Raw genomic sequence first — 17,420 nt, 5'->3', positions numbered from 1 at the left:
AATGGTTGACGTCCCATCGCTCATCCCGGCGGGATGAGCAGGGAGGGGGCGGTGCCCGGTTACGCCGGCGGCTTCACCGCCCGCTGCTCCCCTTCCCACAGACAACTCCCCGACGCGTCTCTGTCACTTCCGGGCCAGGTCGAAACGGTCGAGGTTCATGACCTTGTTCCACGCCGCGACGAAGTCGCGGAGGAACTTCTCCTGCGAATCGGCACACCCGTAGACCTCCGCCAGGGCGCGGAGCTGGGAGTTCGAGCCGAAGATCAGATCCGCGCGCGTGGCGGTCCACTTGAGCGCACCCGTCTTGCGGTCCCGCCCTTCAAAGACATCCCCATCGCCCGACACCGGTGCCCACGTCGTTCCCATGTCGAGCAGATTCACGAAGAAGTCGTTGGTCAGGGCCTCCGGCCGCTTCGTGAAGACGCCGTGCCGCGTGCCTCCGTAGTTGGTGTTCAGGACGCGCATGCCGCCGATGAGGACGGTCATCTCCGGCGCGGTCAGCGTCAGGAGCTGCGCCCGGTCGACCAGCATTTCCTCGGCCGAAACGGCGTACCGGGTCTTCTGGTAATTGCGGAAACCGTCCGCCTTCGGCTCGAGGACGGCAAACGAGGCCACGTCGGTCTGCTTCTGCGACGCATCCATCCTGCCCGGGGAGAAGGGGACACTCACCTTGCAGCCGGCGTTCTTCGCCGCCTGTTCAACACCGGCGCATCCGCCCAGGACGATCAGGTCGGCGAGGGACACTCTCTTGCCGCCGGACTGAGCGCTGTTGAACTCCTTTTGAATTTTCTCCAGGGTCTTGAGCACCTTCGCCAGCCGCGCCGGCTCGTTGACTTCCCAATCCTTCTGCGGGGCGAGGCGGATGCGAGCCCCATTGGCGCCTCCCCGCATGTCGGAGCCGCGGAACGTGGATGCCGACGCCCAGGCCGTCGAGACCAGTTGGGAGACGGACAGGCCCGAGGCAAGGATCTTGCTTTTTAGGGAGGCGATGTCCTTTGCATTGATCAGCTTGTGATCGACGGCCGGGATGGGGTCCTGCCAGATGAGCTCTTCGGCCGGCACCTCCGGGCCGAGATAGCGCGAGCGGGGACCCATGTCGCGGTGGGTCAGCTTGAACCACGCCCGGGCGAAGGCATCGGCGAATTCCTTCGGGTTCTGAAGGTATCGTCGGGCGATGGGCTCGTAGATCGGATCGAAGCGAAGGGAGAGGTCCGCCGTGGTCATCATGGGCCTGCGCTTCTTTGACGGGTCGTGCGCATCGACCACCATGTCCTCCTCGGCCACGTCCTTGGCCAGCCATTGATGCGCCCCGGCCGGGCTCTTGACCAGCTCCCACTCGTATTTGAACAGCACCTTCAGATAGCCCATGTCCCATTGGGTCGGGTTCGGCTTCCAGGCGCCCTCGATGCCGCTGCTGATCGTGTCGCCGCCCTTGCCGCTGCGGAAGCTGCTCTTCCAGCCGAGACCCTGCTCTTCGATGGGGGCGGCTTCCGGCTCGGGTCCCACGTAAGATGCGGGACCGGCGCCATGGCATTTGCCGAAGGTGTGCCCCCCGGCGACGAGCGCGACGGTCTCCTCGTCGTTCATCGCCATCCGCGCGAAGGTCTGCCGGACGTCACGGCCCGACGCGACCGGATCGGGGTTGCCGTTCGGCCCCTCGGGGTTCACGTAAATCAGGCCCATCTGCACGGCGGCCAGCGGGTTCTCGAGATCGCGGTCGCCCGAGTAGCGCTTGTCGCCGAGCCAGGTGTCCTCGCTGCCCCAGTAGATGTCCTCTTCGGGTTCCCAGACGTCCTCGCGCCCGCCGGCGAAGCCGAAGGTCTTGAATCCCATCGACTCCAGAGCGCAGTTGCCGGCGAGGATCATCAGGTCGGCCCAGGAGATTTTCCTGCCGTATTTCTGCTTGATCGGCCAGAGAAGACGGCGTGCCTTGTCCAGGTTCACGTTGTCCGGCCAGCTGTTGAGGGGAGCCAGGCGTTGGGAGCCGGTCCCCGCTCCTCCGCGGCCGTCACCCATGCGGTAGGTGCCCGCGCTGTGCCACGCCATCCGGATCATGAGCCCGCCGTAGTGACCCCAGTCGGCCGGCCACCAGTCCTGCGAGTCGGTCATCAGCGCGTAGAGATCCTTCTTCACGGCCGAGAGATCGAGCTTCTTGAATTCCTCGGCATAAATGAACCCCTCGTCCATCGGGTTGCTCTTGCGGGAGTGCTGATGCAGGATCTTGAGGTTCAACTGGTTCGGCCACCAGTCCCGATTCGACGTGCCGCGGCCGGCAATCGGTTTATGCGCCTGGCCCGTTAGCGGGCACTTGCTGTCTTCAGTCATGGTTTCATCTCCTTCCGTCGGGCAAGACGTTCATCTTCCAAATTCCGGGTATCGTTGCCTTGTTGCGCATGATTATTCGTCTCTACAGAGAATTATTATTCACAGCATGGTAAAAAAAACGGCGTTCTCAATTCTGCTTCTGGCATTCGGGGCAGAGGCCGAAGAATTCAAGCTCCTCGTAGTATATTTTATATCCCGTCTTGCGGCTTATTTCCTCTACCAGGGGATCGATGTTCATCAGCTCGGGATCCATGATCTTCCTGCATTTGACGCATATCGCGTGCGGGTGCGGTGAGGGGTTGTTGCCGTCGTAACGGTTGCTCCCATCGGGGAAGCTGAGCTCGAGGACCTCGTTTAGTTCCTTCAGAAGCGATACGGTTTTGTAGACGGTCGCCACGCTTGTCGTGGGAAACTCCACCTTTACTGTCTGATAGATGTCATCGACGCTTGGATGACCCTTGCTTTCAGCGAGTATTTTGAGAATGGCGAGGCGCTGCGGCGTTATGCGGAAGTCCCGTTCCTTCAGCTTGGCAAGCATCTCCTCGACTCGTATTTCGGGATTCCTGGCATACATGGAAGGCACGACATAATGATAATGCTTATTTTTAGAAATTATCTATTAACAAATTCTTATTCCTCTGTCAAATCTTTTTTCCTTTCATCTCCGGCCATCCTTTTTCTGGGATACGATGCTGATTTTAAAAGATTTGCCGAAAACCGTGCACACATCCCACTTCAGATGAAAAAGCGGCCTTCAGTCGCTCGTCGGGCAAAGTTTGAATTCGACGACCGCCCCGTTCTTTTCGAGGCTCCGACTGAGGCGAACCAGATTCTCCTCCTTTCTGGTGTTTATGATCAGATCGTAGTCAAAGAACTGCTTGTCGTTGGTGACGGCCAGGCACATGTTCGATATCTTGAAACCGTGTTCCTTCATGAGGGCCCGGATCTCTGCGTCTGTCATCGCCCGGTCCCGGTGAAAGCGGATGAAGTTTTGGACGTAGAAGAGCATGGGGAGCTGCCGCTCCACGAGCCGGTACAGGGTCAGCGTGCTCAGGGTCAACCCCGTGACAACCACCAGGGCACTGTAAAATCCCACTCCTGCCAGGATTCCGATCGCCGCGGTGATCCAGATCGATGCCGCCGTCGTCAGCCCGCGGATCGAGGCTCCCTCCTTCATGATGACACCGGCCCCGAGGAACCCGATCCCCGTCATAATGCCCTGGGCCATGCGTGTCGGGTCCACCCGCACCGTTTCGATCATGGCCCCGGTGAACCAGTCCCGCTGATAGATGGTCACGATCATCAGCAGGCTCGAGGCCATGCAGACCAGCGTGTGGGTTCGAAAGCCGGCCGGCCGCCCGTAGTAGCTTCGCTCGAGCCCGATCAGCCCGCCCGCCACCATGGCCACGACGAGATGAATGAAGATGTCCAATGTCTCCTTGTTCATGTGGGACCTCCTTCAGCCTGAAGTGCCTCATTGCAACGGTCCCGTGCAATGTAACACGATTGTGCTGCAAGAAAAATTCCTTTTGCATTATTTTCTTGATCTTTTCCTGCAAGTGCCATTAATTGTGCCAACAGGCTGTTGGAATGGGAAGATGACCCCGATGGCGGCAGCTGATAAAAATGACGGGAGGGGGCCATGAAGATAGAGATTCCTTACGGGGATACTGCTGAAACGATCGAATTGGCGGACGGCAACATCGAGCAGGTCATCGTGCCCAATGCCGTACAAACCGGTGACGAGGCCAAGACTCTCAGGGACGCCATTTTCAACCCCCTCAAGTCCCCGGGGATCGAGGATTTCCTGAAGTCCCGTGAGAACATCCTCCTGCTCGTCAACGATGCGACCCGCCCCACCCCGACGGGCGCCATCATGGAGATCCTCTACCCCCTGCTCAGGGGCAAGAATTTCAAGTTCCTCATTGCCACGGGCAGCCACCGTGCGCCGACGGAGGAGGAGTACGACTTCATCTTCGGGAAGCTCTATGGGGAGATAAAGAACCGTGTCCATGTTCACGATGCCAAGAAGAGCGCCTGCTACTCTCTCGGCAGGACGAGACACGGCAACGACCTGATGCTGAACGCCCTTGTCCGCGAGGCCGATGCCATTATCCCCATCGGCAGCATCGAGCCGCACTACTTTGCCGGGTACACCGGGGGGCGGAAATGCTTCATGCCGGGAGTGGCGAGCTATGACTGCATCACGGCGAACCACAGGCTGGCCATTTCTCCCGCCGCCCAGGCGATGGTCCTGAAGGGGAACCCCGTTGCGGAGGAGCTCGACGACGCCGAGCAGCTTCTCGAAAAGCTGAACATTTTTGCAATCATGACCGTTCTCGACGGCGAGCATCGCGTCTATGCCGCGGCAGCCGGGGACCTGAAGGAGTCTTTTTACTCGCTGCTGCCCCGCGCCGACGAGGTCTTCGTCGTCCCCATCAAGAGGCAGGCCGACATCGTGGTGACCGTCGCCCTGGAGCCCAACGACATCGATCTCTACCAGTCCCAGAAGGCCCTGGACAACGGCAAGACGGCCCTCAAGGACGGCGGGATCATCATCCTCGTGTCCGCTTGCCGCAGCGGGGTCGGCTCACAGGCCTTCCTGGACCTGCTGAGCTCCGAGCCCACCTGCAAGGCCGTCATCGAAAAGCTCGACCGGGAATACAAGCTCGGCTACCACAAGGCGGGCAAGATGGCCGAGATCGGTGTCAAGGCCAAGATGTGGGCCGTCACCCCCCTGGATGCAAGCCTGATCAGCAAGGCCCACATGCGCCCCTTCGGCCGCGTCTCGGAGGCGCTGCGGGCGGCGCTCGAGGAAAAAGGCCCAGGCGCGAAGGTCACGTTCATCATGGACGGCGGGATGACCATCCCGCGGCTCTCGGCGGCCTAGACGGCTTGTGTTCCGTTGACAGGGACCGAGGGTTCCCTTATAGTGAGCGGGCTTGCAACAGGGGGCTCCGCCCGCAACTGCACCCGAATCGGGCATCATGCAAGGCTTGAACATGACAGGAGGCCAAATCGATGATCGCAGACGACATCAAGAATAAAATCCGAGGCATCGTGGGGGCGGAAAACGCCCTTGATTCCGACCTGGACCGTTTCGGCTACTCCTATGACGCATCCTTTGTGCCGCTCTTCCCGGCCAACAAGCCGGAACTCGTCGTGCGGCCCGCCACGACGGAGGAGGTCTCGAAGATCATGGCCATCGCCTGTGAGCACGGCATCCCCGTCACGCCGCGGGGTGCGGCGTCCGGGCGCACCGGCGGGAGCATCCCCCTCAAGGGCGGGATCTCCATGTCGCTGGAGCGCATGACGAAGATCCTCGAAATCGACGTCAACAACATGATGGTCTGGGCCGAGGCGGGAGTGCGCACGATCGACCTCTACAATGCCTGTGCCGCCAAGGGGCTCTTCTACCCGCCCGACCCGGCAAGCTGGAAGTTTTCCACCATCGGCGGGAACGTCGCCGAGAACGCGGGCGGCATGAGGGCCGTCAAGTACGGGGTGACCTCCAACTATGTCATGGGCCTCGAGGTCGTGCTTGCCGACGGCACGGTGCTGCTGACGGGCGGCAAGGCCATCAAGAACGTGACGGGCTACAACCTCACGAGCCTCTTCACCGGTTCCGAGGGGACCCTGGGGATCATCACCAAGGCGCTGCTGCGGCTCATCCCGATGCCGAAGAAACGCGGCACGCTGCAGCTCATGTTCCGCACCCTCGACGACGGCTGCAACACGATCCACCAGATGCTGCAGTCGGGCCTGCTGCCGGCGGCCGCCGAGATCATGGACCGCTTCTGCCTCGAGGCCGTTGCCAAGCACCGCAAGACGGAACTCGACCCCGCCGTCGGCTGCTGCATCATCGTGGAGATCGACGGCGAGGATGATGCGGCCCTCGACACTCAGGCGAAGAAGATGGAAGCCGTGGCGAAACAGTGCGGGGTCTACCAGTTCCGCGTCGCCCAGACGCAGCAGGAATCCGACGAGCTCTGGGCCATCCGCCGGGGTCTGAGCTCCGCCATCGCCAGCCTCGTGCCGAACCGGCTGGGAGAGGACATCTCCGTCCCACGCGACGCCTTCCCCGAGGTGGTGCGCCGCATCGGCGCCATCGCCGGGAAGCACAAGCTCACCATCGCCGTCTACGGACATGCCGGCGACGGGAACATCCACCCCTCGATCCTGTGCGACCTGAGCAAGCCCGGCGAGGAGGAGCGGGTCCACCGCGCCGTCGAAGAGCTCTTCGACGCGACGCTGGCCGTCGGGGGAACCCTGTCGGGCGAGCACGGCATCGGGATCACCAAGAAGCCCTACATCGCCAAGGCCCTCGGCGAGGCGGGGGTGAAGACCCTGGCTGCCATCAAGCAGGCCCTCGACCCGAAGGGCATCCTGAACCCCGGCAAGATCTGGTAACAGACGAAGAGAGACGAGAATCTCATGCGCAATGATACGGACAAGAAACTTCTGGAGGCCGCAAGAAAAATCGTCAGCCAGTGCGACCGCTGCGGGACATGCCTGCCCGCCTGCCCTCTGTTCGAGGTCAACAGCGTGGAGGCCTTCAGCGCCAGGGGCAAGAACGTCATCGCCAGGGCCCTGACCGAGGGCGGCATCGAGCCCACCCCGGAGGCGCTGGCCAAGGTCAACTTCTGCCTGCTTTGCCGCGCCTGCGTCGATCTGTGCCCGAGCAAGATCGCAACCGACGACGCGATGATCCACATCCGCCAGTACCTCGTGAACAAAACGGCGGCGCCCAACACGCGGTACAAGGCCATCGGCAAGATCCTCAAGAGCCGGGGCATGGTGACGCTTGCGGCGGGCTCCCTGGCGCTTCTGCGCAGGCTGGGCCTCAACAGCGTTTTCCCCCACGGCATGGTGCCCGAGGAGTACACGCGGGCCCATTTCCTTGCGGCCTTTGCCGGGCCCGCCGCCCTGGCCGGCAAGACGCCCCCGTCCCAGGTGGCCGTCACGGCGGCCACCCGCGTGGCCTACTTCGAGGGATGCGGCATGCGGATGATGTTCCCCGAGGCCGCCGCCGAGACGCTCAATCTCCTGAAGGCCGGGACGAAGCCCCTCGTGAAGGACAACGTCTGCTGCGGCCTTCCGCACCTGGCCCACGGGCTTCGGGACGAGTTCCTGGAACTGGCACGGAAGAACATCGAGATCTACGAGGACGCCGACGCCGTCGTCTGCGACTGCGCGAGTTGCGGCGGCACCCTGAAGCACATCGCGTCGTACTTCGCCGACGATGCCCGGTGGAAGGACCGCGCAGCCGCCTTCAGCCGCAAGGTGATGGATTTGACCGAGTATCTCGCCAAGGCGGGCTACACGCCCCGGCAGAGGGTGGAGGCGACCTTCACCTACCACGACCCGTGCCACCTGTCCCGGGGTCAGGGAATCCGGAAACAGCCGCGCGAGCTGCTCAAGGCGGCGGGCAACTTCGTCGAGATGAAGGATGCCGACGTCTGCTGCGGCGGGGCGGGCTCCTTTCACCTGGACTACCCCGACATCGCCTCGAAGATCCTCGACAAGAAGAGGGCCAACATCGAGAGGACCGGCGCCGCCGTCGTGGTGACCGGCTGCCCGGGGTGCCTCATCCAGCTCTCCAAGGCTGCGAAGGCAAGCGGCGGCAAGTTCAAGGCCATGCACATCAGCCAGGTGATCTGACCGCGTGGCAGGGGCTTCCTGAAAGCAAAAACCCCCGGACGCACAGGGCCGGGGGTTTTCTTGCTCAGAAGGGCATCACGACGACACGGCTGAAGGAGAGCCACACGGGGCTTCCCTCGGCCAGCCCGTCGGTGGCGGCGGGCCCGGTGGCCCTCACCTCCAGGGGGCCCAGGGCCACACGGTAATCCATCTCGTTTCCGAGGTAGATCTTCCGGATGAGACGCCCGGGGACGGCCTCGGGCGCGGGTTCGCTCAAAACCGCGATCGTCTCCGGGCGGGCCGCCAGGACGACCCGGTCCCCCGTTTTCATGGCCGCATGCAGTCGGCCCTTCAGGTGCACCGGCCCCGGGATGTCGCTGAGGGCCACGACCCCGTCTGCGCCTTCCAGGGCCACGAGGGTCCCCTCCAGGAAGTTGATGAGACCGATGAAGTCGGCCACGAACCGGTTGGCCGGGGTTTCGTAGATCTCCCGCGGGCTGCCCGTCTGCTGGACATACCCCTTGTCCATGACGATAATCCGGTCCGACATGACCATGGCCTCGGCCTGGTCGTGGGTCACGTAGATGACCGTGATCCCGAGGCGCCGCTGCACGTCCTTGATCTCGAAGCGCATGCTCTCGCGCAGCTTGGCGTCGAGGTTCGAGAGGGGCTCGTCGAGCAGGAGAAGCGCGGGCTCGGCCACGAGGGCCCGCGCAAGGGCCACGCGCTGCTGCTGCCCCCCGGAGAGCTGGCTGGGCAGGCGCTTGTCGAGCCCCTCCAGGTGCACGAGTTCGAGCACGCGGTCCACCTTTTCGCGGATCTGCTTCTTGTCCATCCCGCGGACCTTGAGCGGGTAGCCCACGTTGGCGAAGACGTTCATGTGGGGCCACACGGCGTAGGACTGGAAGACCATCCCGATGTTGCGTGCCTCCGGGGGCTTGTAGAGATTCGTCTCGGAGCAGCTCACGAGTTCGTTCCCGATGAACACGCGGCCGGTCGTTGCCCGCTCGAAACCGGCGATGATCCGAAGGGTGGTCGTCTTCCCGCAGCCCGAGGGTCCGAGCAGGGAAACGAATTCACCCTCCCGGATCGTCTCGCTGAAGGCCGCCACGGCCTCCACGTTTCCGAACTTCTTTGATACGTTTTCAAGCCTGACATCCGCCATGGATCGTCTCGTTCCTTTCCCCTGCTGCCTGCCCCATGCCTTCGGCCCCCGCCGCCCCGCACGGTCAGATGGTGATCTTCCCCTTCGTGATCCTGGAAACCAGCACGTTCCCCACGAGCACCACGACCAGAATCAGCACGGCGAGCACGGAAGCGGCCTGCGGGTTCGAGTACGTCTGCATCTCGTAGAGAATGACGCCCAGGTTGTGCGTGTTCGGGCCGTAGAGCAGGATGGTCATCGTCAACTCGTAGAACGTCGTCATGAACACGAGAAACCATGCGGCGATGAGGCCCGGGCGCACCAGCGGCAGGATGATGTCCCGGAAGCTCTGCAGCCAGCTTGCCCCGGAGATCTGCGCGGCCTCCTCGAGCGACAGGTCGATCTGCTCCAGGGAGGCGCAGACCGTTCGCACGGAGAAGGCGAGGTACTTCACGATGTAGGCCACGATCAGGATCGAGAAGGTGTTGTACAGGTTCAGGCCGTATTTCCCCGAAAAGGCGATGATGAGCGCCAGCGCGATGACCGTGCCCGGCGTCGCGTAGGGGACCGTGGCGATGAGGTCCGCCGCACGGGCCAGAGGGCTTTTCGCCTTGACCCGGTAGTAGGCGATGAGGCTTGCCACCACGAGGGCCAGGGTCGCCGCCACGACGCCGAGGAAGAAGCTGTTGTAGAAGGCCTCGAGCGCCGTCTTGAAGGTCAGGATGTAGCCGTAGTGCTCCAGGCTGAGGTTCTCCAGGGAGATCGGTTCCCCGAAGATCCGGACGAAGGAGGTCACCACGATGGCCCCGATGGGCAAAATGACCAGGAGAAACCCGAGCAGACCCGAAAAGACGAGGGCCGGGATCCGGAAGCGGCCCAGGGAGACGGGCAGCACCCGCGAACTCTTCCCCCCCACGAGGGTGTAGCGCTTGCGGCTCAGCAGCCGGTTGCCCAGGGCCATGGTGAGCACGGCGATGACCATGAGGACGACGGAAAGCGCCGTCGCCTCTCTCATGCCCGAGGATGTCCCCATGTAGACGTACTGGATGACCTGCGTCGAGAGCACGTAGATGCGGCTGGGCATGCCGATCATCGCGGGCACGCCGAAGGCCGAGGCCGAGGCGGCAAAGACCAGGAGGCCCCCGGCGAAGAAACTGGGGGACACGAGCGGCAGCGTGATGTCCCAGAAGACCCGAAGGGGGGAGGCCCCGCTGATGCGGGCGGCCTCCTCCAGGGTGTTGTCCATCTGCTCCAGGGCGCTGGCCACGTTCAGGAAGGCCAGCGGGTAGTAGAACAGGGTCATGACCCATACGAGGCCCGGGACGGTGTAGATGTCGAACGGTCCGGGAATCTGCGCCCCGAAGACCTCGACGAGCATCTTGTTGACGTACCCCACACCCGGGGTGAGCAAAAGGATCCAGGCGATGGCGCCCACGTAGGGCGGAATCACGTACGGGATGAAGAACAGTGAGCGGAACAGGCGCCGGTAGGGCAGGTTGCTGCGCACGACGAGCCAGGCGAGCCCCGTGGCGAAGATCATGGAAAAGAGCATGGTGAGACCGCAGACCCAGAGGGTCATCACCACCGCGTCCCAGTTTCGCTCCATGCCGTAGACGGCGAGGTAGTTCTCGAGGCTGATTTCGCCGTCGGCCCCGAGGAAGCTTCTCAGGACGAGCAGGGCGAGCGGGAACAGGACGAAAGCGACGAGGAAAAGGAGGGCTGAGCCGATGACGAGGTTGCGTACGCTGAAGATCCTGCCGAGGGTGGACATGAGCGGGGCCGCTCCGCAAGGGGAAATGCCCGCCGGCCGCGGCGGGGCCGGGCCGGCGGGGCGAGAACCGGAAACTACCGGAGAACCGTCCTGTCGAACCTCTCCTTGACCTTCTCAGGCTCCCGGCTGATGGCTTCCCAGTCCATGGGGAGGGCGAACTTGTTGATCTCCGTGATCTTCATGGCGGCGTTCCGGGGCGGGGGCATGTCGGGCCGCACCGAGTGCATCCAGCCGTCCAGGATCGCCTGCTGGCCTGCCTTGGAGAGGAAGAAGTCGTAGACGGCCTTGGCCGCCGCGGGGTTCTTGGTGGTCTTCATGATCGCGATGCCCGAGGGGTTCACGACGGGCCCGTCGGAGGGGTACACGAAGCCCAGGGGCTTCTTCTCGCTTATGGCCTTCAGGACGTTCTCCTCCAGAAGCATGCCCACGGCGAGCTGGCCGGAGAGCAGCTTCGTCTCCACGGCGCCGTTTCCGGGTTCGCAGGCGATGCGGTTTTTCCGCAGGGCCTCGAAGAAGGGCCAGCCGTGCTTGGGCGAGCGCACCAGGCCCGACGTGCCCGCAAAGGCCGTCCCGGACAGCAGCGGGTTGGGCATGCCGACCTTGCCCGCCCACTTGGGGTCGGCCAGGTCCCACCAGGTCTTGGGGACGTCCTTGGGGGCCACGATGTTCTTGTTGTAGGCGATGCCGATCACGTTGATCCGCACCCCGGAGAAGTAGCCGTCCTTGTCGAGCCATGCGGGATAGACGTACTTTGCGTTCGGGGACCTGTACTGCAGCAGCTTTCCCTCCCGCTTGAGGGTCAGGTAGTAGGCCGGGTCGGCGATCATGATGAGATCGGCCATGGAGGAGCCCTGCTCGAACTCCGCCACGAGCTTGGCGATCACCTTCTCCGAGCCCCCGTAGAACCACTGGACGTCCAGCTCCGGGAACTCCTTTTTCAGCACCGGCTTGAGCTGCTCGATGATGTGCAGGTAGATGGAGCTGTAGATCATGACCTTGCCCTTCACCGGCTCCGCGGCGAAGGCCGAGCCTGCCGGCAGGACCGCAAGCAGGATCAGGCCCGCCGCCAGGACCGCCCATTTCGATCGCATGCGCTTCATAGTCCCTCCTCCTGGGGTTTGATCCGTCGATTGATGATTCGATGCGTCCGGGCTTCACCGGACGGCGGATCCGCCGGCCGGCGTTTGCCGCCCGGTCTTTCAGCGCTGTCTCTATAAGGACAAATCAGGGGATTTGTCAAGGCAAGACGACGAGGTCTTCCCGGCCCATCCAAAAGAGCAGGTCCGACAGATTCATCCTGGACCGCACAAAGGGGGAAAACGCAACCGCCCAGCGGAGCTCCTGTTCGGATGTCTGCGGTTCCGTTTCCTCCGGCCGGCAGGGGAGTCCGGATTTTCTCAGCAGGGGCTCGAGATCCGCCGCCCGCATGGTCAGGCGCGCCAGCTCCCGGCGAAGGTCCCCCCAATTCTGCTCGAAGATTCCGACCCGCTCTTGCGCAACGGCCCATCGTGCCGATTTTTTTTGATATTCACCGGTGAATTCCGCCAGGGCGGCCTGCATCTTCTCCCGGAAGGCTTCTGCACCTCCCGGCAGGGGAGCCTCGAGAAGCCTCTCTTCCAGGACCTTGAGGGCCGTTTCGGCGTCTCCGCCGCGCCATCGGGCCCCCCGCAGGCTCTCCATTTCCAGAATCCGGTCGATCGTCCGGGCGCTCACCAGGGAACCCAGGGCGACCTGCTCCCCGTGGAAGACCAACTCCCGGCCCGCCGTGAGTTTCAGGAAATCCAGGCCGTGGCTGATGACGTGCTCGAAGCCCGAAAGCGGTGTCGTCTCACCGGCGGTGGACATGGAGATTCCCGCCATGGCCAGCGCTGCCGCGGTGCAGGCCGTGGCCTCGGGAGGCAGGGTCTCTTCCCGGAAGCCGGCCGCTGCGGCCCGGATCCCTTCGGAGAAGGGTTCCATGAGGCGGAAGGCGGACTCGTCGTACCCGTCCATGACCCCGAGGCGGTATCCGAGGAACCAGTCCCCGTAGGCCACGAAGCGGGCCAGGAGATCGCCGTATCCGGCCCGGGACATCCTGGGCGGGGCGCATTCCAGGAAGGGCTTCACCCAGAAGGCGGCCGACACCGGCCTGGACTGCAGGGTCCGCTTGGCCCCGTGGTAATCGATGACGGCAAACGCCGATGTGAAGGCCGTGACGGTCAGGGCCGTAGGGACCGAAACGAAGGGGATCGGCACGTTTTCCGTATGCAGCGCGTGCTTCACGAGGTCGGTGATGCTGCCTGAGCCGAGAACAACCGCTGCGGCGTCGCCGCCGTCACGCACGACATCCTGCATTCGCCGGAGACAATCATGGGAAGCGTGGAGATCCCCGCGCGGGAGGGCAAGGGCTGCGGAGAGGTCCGTCCAGCGGTAGGGGATGCCTGCTGCGGCCAGCAGGGAACGGAACGCCCCGTCGATGTCCGTCTCCGGTCCCTCGGCGCACCTCTTGGAGACACCGTCAACAAAGACCCGGATCCTTCCGCCTGCCGGCAGGCGTTCCCGGTGCCAGCGGGCGAGGGCGCCGCGCAGATCGGCGAGGGACTCGGCATAATGCTGGACGGGAACGTATCGGGCCTTATCCGGGTTGTTGGGAATCCCCTCCCGGTCCAGGGCCTGCTGGAGGGCCTCAAACCAATGGTTCATGTCGTCGGGTCCTTGCGCACTAGAAGATCACGCATTGTAAACAAGGGGATGCAGAAAGTAAAGCGGGCGGGGGAAAAAGAAAGGTTGTGCTCCGCGGGCAATTTCCGTACAGTGTCAGGCACATTCGCGCACCGCCCATGCGTCGACGGAGTTTCGCATGAAACGAAGAAAGGGAAAAGTAGCCCCTCCTGAACGCCTTCCCGCCCTGGTGGATGATTGCCCCTGCGTGCAGGTTCGCTGCCACCGCCACGGAAACTGCGTGGAGTGCATCCGGGTGCACCGGACAAGGCAGGAGCACATCCCGGAATGTCTCCAGGGGATGTTCCGCGACCGCATCCGGGAGCTGGCCGCACTCGTGGAATACGGCATCCGGGACTTGAGGAGGACCCCCGAATACTGGGACGAGCGCCTGGGCAGGGAAGCCCCGGCTTCCGCCCCGAACAAGAAAAATCCCCGGCGAGAGCGGCGTCGGGCAAATCCCCGACAGTGAAAGGGAAGTGACCCGGGGCCCCGTCTTCACGTTTCGTTGTCCCCTGTTGAACGGATCTTTCAATACCGGTTCCTTCCGGCGACGCCCAGGCATCCCCGCCCCTCCGGCCGCCTGACGCCTAACCCGTTGTCCGACAAGACGTTTCGGGTTTTTTTTCGGCGTCACCTTCTCCCTGGCACGGGATTTTCAATATCAGCATGCAAGCAAAACGGCCGAAACCGCGGCATCGGATACAGGCCGGCAGGAAAGAAACGACAGCGCCGGCATCGACCGGCCGTGGGAGGAACCATGAGAACCGGAACCATCACAGAACCCCGCTGCACACTGACGGACATCCTGGCGTTGAGCGCGTGGGGGTTCGTCATCGCCGCAGGCTCTCTCGTCTTCTTCTGGGTCGGGGTCCTCATCGACGGTGAGCTGAGCACCGAACCCTTTTTCATGCTGGGGCTTTTGATCCTGGCGGTGTTTCTCACGATCGGGCGGCTCTGGAAAAAGGCCTTTGCGATCAAGGAACGGATGCGCTCCGGGCTCATCCCGGAGCAGGAACGGAAAGTCCTGAGGCAGCTCGGGAAGACCGCGATAACCCCTCCCTGGCGGCAGTAAGCCCCGGATCGTCACATCAACGCGCAAAGGAGGCAGGTCGTTTCGGCCTGCCTCTTGTGCTGTCTGCGGGCGCTGTCCGTGAGGCCATCGCCCGGGTTCGGAAACTCGCCTCCGAGCCCGTCGGGGTCAACCTCACGACCCTGCCGTCGCCGGGCATTTCCGGTTTTCGCCACAGCATGCCCCTGCCGGCCTGCCCGCAGGGGCGGGCTGCGGACTGCCGCGGCCGGACGGCATCTTTGGTCTTGACGGTGCAGGCGCGGCCCCCTATTCTAACGGCGTTTCAACGACTGACCCAGGGTAGCGCGTCATGGACATTCCCACCGCCATCCTCATCGTCTTGGGGCTTTCCCTGTTCGAGTCGATCACCAGCATCGACAACGCCATCATCAATGCCGAGGTTCTGCAGGGCATGCAGCCCTGGGCGCGTCGGTGGTTTCTCACCTGGGGCGTCTTCATTGCCGTCTTTGTCGTTCGGGGAGTCCTGCCCTGGCTCATCGTCTGGGTTATGACCCCTGGGCTCGGGCCGTGGGATGCCTTCACGGCCAGCCTCACAGGCGACCCGGCCGCGCTCAGGGCCATTCAGGACAGCGCCCCCGTGCTTCTCATGGGCGGCGGGGTCTTCTTCGTCTTCCTCTTCTGCCACTGGATCTTCCTCGAGCCCAAGAAGATCGGTCTCCCCGTGGAACGCATCTTCGCCCGCCAGGGGGCCTGGTTCTACGCCGTCGTCTCCGTCGCCCTCACCGTCATCGTCTGGTTTGCCCTCAAGGACAGCCCCATGCTCGCCTTCGGTGCCGTCGTGGGCTCGACGGCCTTCTTCATCACCCACGGCTTCAAGCGCTACGCCGAGGAGCAGGAGGCACGCGTTCTCTCCGGCGAGGCCCACATGTCCGACATCGGGAAGATCCTCTACCTCGAGGTCATCGACCTGACCTTTTCCATCGACGGCGTCGTCGGGGCCTTCGCCTTCACCCTGTCGGTTCCCCTCATCCTGCTCGGCAACGGAATCGGCGCCGTCGTCGTCCGGCAGCTCACCGTCTACGGCGTCGATCGGATCAAGAAATACGTCTATCTCAAGAACGGCGCGATGTACTCCGTCTTCGTCCTGGGCTGTGTGATGATCGCCCATGGGTTCCGGATGCACATCCCGGAGTGGCTCGCCCCCGTGACGACGTTTTTCATCGTCGGCTACTTCTTCCTCAAGTCCCGCTGGCAGGCCCGACGGGCCGCGGAGTCGGCATGACGAAAAAGCGGCGGCCCGTCCGGCGCCGCCGCTCACGTCGATAAGGAATTGTCTCGCACTCCCTGGCCCCCGCCTTGTTCGTTCCGTCGGTCTGTCGTGCCGAGACCGTCCGGCGGATGGAAACGTTCCGGGTTTACAGCATGAAGATGGCCACGATGACAACGCCGACGAAACCGGCCATTGCAGGCCACAGGTTGCGCCGGGCGATCTCGACGGGGTCCGTGCCCGTGATGGCTGCCGCCGGGATCACGGCCCAGGGGATGATCGTCCCGCCGCCCACGGCCACGGCGAAGAACTGTCCCAGCGCCCCCAGGGTGGCAACGTCGAGCTTCGTGGGGCCTCCCAGGGCCTGGGCGAGGGTGCCCACAAGGGGAAGCCCCGAGAACCCGGAACCGTCAAGTCCCGTGATCCCGCCGACCACGGCCTGGATGAAGGCGATCGGCAGGGCGCTCAGCGGGACGGTATTGGCCAGGGCCTGTCCCAGGTCGAACAGCAGGCCCTTCGCCCCGTCGCCGAAGATCGCCTTGGCCGTTCCCGGAGAGCCCATGAAGAAGAATGCCGCGATCAGCAGCACCGGGGCGAAGATCCGGATGCCGAACTGGAACCCTGCCCGGGTGTGCTCGGTGAGCTTCGCGAACCCCTCCCTGCCGTAACCGCCTATGGCGACGAAGACCATCACGATCCCGACGGTCCCGCCCAGCAGGGCCGTCGCGTCCCCTCCCCGCAGCTTGAGCACCATCATGCCCACGACATCGAGGGCGAACAGGACGGCGATGACGGGAAGGGCGATCCTCCTGAACCCCGGGGTGGCGGCGGTCCACTTCTCTCTTTCTTTCAGGGCCTCGGCGGAGGCCTCGAAGGGGGCCCATTCGATGGGCTTGCCGGCATTGGCCCGGATGTCCTTCTTCACGGAACGGAAGGAAAGCGGCAGGGCGATGGCCGCCCAGACGACGAGCATGGGGGCGCTCTTCCACATGACGGCATCGACGCTGACCCCGGCCGCTTTGGCGGTGATCCCCGGGGCGCCCTGGATGACGAAATCTGTCGTCAGCGCGCAGCCGTAGCCGAACATGCTGATGGCCATGGCGGCGTTGATGGGGGAGAGCCCCGCCTTGATGGCCGCCGGCAGCAGCAGGGCCCCCACGAGCGCGATGGCCGGCGAGGGCCAGATGACCCAGGCCACGAGCATGATGACGACCCCCATGACCCAGAACGCCACCTCGGGCGAGACGAGCATCCTCTGCACCGGCCGGAACATCATTTCGGCCAGTCCCGTTTCCTCGAGCATTCTCGCCATGGCCACGATGATCGAGATGATGGCGATGATCCCCAGGAGTTCGGAAAAGGCGACGGTCAACGAGTTGAAGACGGCCTGCACGGCCCTGACGAAGCTGCCCGTGACGACCCAGGCCAAGACGAACGAGGCCACGATGCAGACGATCGGCGTCTCCTTCCGCATCGCCATGGTGACGAGCACGGCCACGACGAAAAACGCGTAAACCCAGTGCGCGAGAGTCAGTTCCAC

Annotated in this window: 14 protein-coding genes; 6 read left to right on the top strand and 8 right to left on the bottom strand. The window is 63.6% G+C overall.

All coding sequences use genetic code 11. From position 1 onward, the window contains the following. Positions 1-123 precede the first annotated feature (123 nt). From katG to HPY67_14930, 3 genes are all read right to left on the bottom strand, one after another. Positions 124-2,325, bottom strand: coding sequence for a catalase/peroxidase HPI (gene katG / locus HPY67_14940; GenBank protein ID NPV06014.1), 2,202 nt, complete (start codon positions 2,323-2,325; stop codon positions 124-126). A 127-nt stretch (positions 2,326-2,452) separates the two neighbouring features. Next, complete coding sequence (locus HPY67_14935) at positions 2,453-2,899, bottom strand: transcriptional repressor (protein ID NPV06013.1); 447 nt, start codon at positions 2,897-2,899, stop codon at positions 2,453-2,455. A 180-nt stretch (positions 2,900-3,079) separates the two neighbouring features. Beyond that, complete coding sequence (locus HPY67_14930) at positions 3,080-3,772, bottom strand: MgtC/SapB family protein (protein ID NPV06012.1); 693 nt, start codon at positions 3,770-3,772, stop codon at positions 3,080-3,082. A 195-nt stretch (positions 3,773-3,967) separates the two neighbouring features. On the opposite strand from HPY67_14930, the gene larA reads away from it, so the two are divergent. The 3 genes from larA to HPY67_14915 all read left to right on the top strand — a co-directional run bounded on the left by larA (position 3,968) and on the right by HPY67_14915 (position 7,986). Continuing rightward, positions 3,968-5,215 carry a nickel-dependent lactate racemase gene (gene larA, locus HPY67_14925; protein ID NPV06011.1) on the top strand — a complete coding sequence of 416 codons (1,248 nt, stop codon included), beginning with the start codon at positions 3,968-3,970 and terminating at the stop codon, positions 5,213-5,215. A 131-nt stretch (positions 5,216-5,346) separates the two neighbouring features. Further along, positions 5,347-6,735 carry an FAD-binding protein gene (locus HPY67_14920; protein ID NPV06010.1) on the top strand — a complete coding sequence of 463 codons (1,389 nt, stop codon included), beginning with the start codon at positions 5,347-5,349 and terminating at the stop codon, positions 6,733-6,735. Positions 6,736-6,759: 24 nt separating this feature from the next. After that, on the top strand, positions 6,760-7,986 hold the full coding sequence (locus HPY67_14915) for a (Fe-S)-binding protein (protein ID NPV06009.1): 1,227 nt from the start codon (positions 6,760-6,762) through the stop codon (positions 7,984-7,986). Between the two features lie 64 nt (positions 7,987-8,050). Here the strand turns inward: HPY67_14915 and HPY67_14910 are convergent, their stop codons facing one another. The 4 genes from HPY67_14910 to HPY67_14895 all read right to left on the bottom strand — a co-directional run bounded on the left by HPY67_14910 (position 8,051) and on the right by HPY67_14895 (position 13,562). Continuing rightward, positions 8,051-9,130, bottom strand: a complete 1,080-nt coding sequence (locus HPY67_14910; protein ID NPV06008.1) for an ABC transporter ATP-binding protein — start codon at positions 9,128-9,130, stop codon at positions 8,051-8,053. A 64-nt stretch (positions 9,131-9,194) separates the two neighbouring features. Next, a complete protein-coding gene (locus HPY67_14905) occupies positions 9,195-10,880 on the bottom strand; it encodes an iron ABC transporter permease (GenBank protein ID NPV06007.1) in 1,686 nt (561 codons plus the stop codon). Between the two features lie 74 nt (positions 10,881-10,954). Then, a complete protein-coding gene (locus HPY67_14900; protein ID NPV06006.1) occupies positions 10,955-11,980 on the bottom strand; it encodes an ABC transporter substrate-binding protein in 1,026 nt (341 codons plus the stop codon). A 136-nt stretch (positions 11,981-12,116) separates the two neighbouring features. Further along, positions 12,117-13,562 carry an iron-containing alcohol dehydrogenase gene (locus HPY67_14895; GenBank protein NPV06005.1) on the bottom strand — a complete coding sequence of 482 codons (1,446 nt, stop codon included), beginning with the start codon at positions 13,560-13,562 and terminating at the stop codon, positions 12,117-12,119. Between the two features lie 157 nt (positions 13,563-13,719). Here HPY67_14895 and HPY67_14890 point away from each other — a divergent pair, with 157 nt between their 5' ends. The 3 genes from HPY67_14890 to HPY67_14880 all read left to right on the top strand — a co-directional run bounded on the left by HPY67_14890 (position 13,720) and on the right by HPY67_14880 (position 15,895). Beyond that, the gene (locus HPY67_14890) at positions 13,720-14,052 is read left to right on the top strand and encodes a hypothetical protein (protein ID NPV06004.1); all 333 of its coding nucleotides are present in this window, start codon (positions 13,720-13,722) and stop codon (positions 14,050-14,052) included. Between the two features lie 288 nt (positions 14,053-14,340). Next, positions 14,341-14,655, top strand: a complete 315-nt coding sequence (locus tag HPY67_14885; protein NPV06003.1) for an AtpZ/AtpI family protein — start codon at positions 14,341-14,343, stop codon at positions 14,653-14,655. Between the two features lie 307 nt (positions 14,656-14,962). Continuing rightward, entirely contained in the window at positions 14,963-15,895 is a 933-nt protein-coding gene (locus tag HPY67_14880) for a DUF475 domain-containing protein (GenBank protein ID NPV06002.1), read from the top strand. A gap of 133 nt (positions 15,896-16,028) precedes the next feature. Here the strand turns inward: HPY67_14880 and HPY67_14875 are convergent, their stop codons facing one another. Beyond that, positions 16,029-17,420, bottom strand: a complete 1,392-nt coding sequence (locus tag HPY67_14875; protein ID NPV06001.1) for a hypothetical protein — start codon at positions 17,418-17,420, stop codon at positions 16,029-16,031.

This window comes from Syntrophaceae bacterium, from assembly GCA_013177795.1.
Taxonomy (GTDB): Bacteria; Desulfobacterota; Syntrophia; order Syntrophales; family UBA2192; genus UBA2192.
Note: the sequence above shows the minus strand (reverse complement) of the source record. Positions and strands in the feature narration are given on the sequence as shown.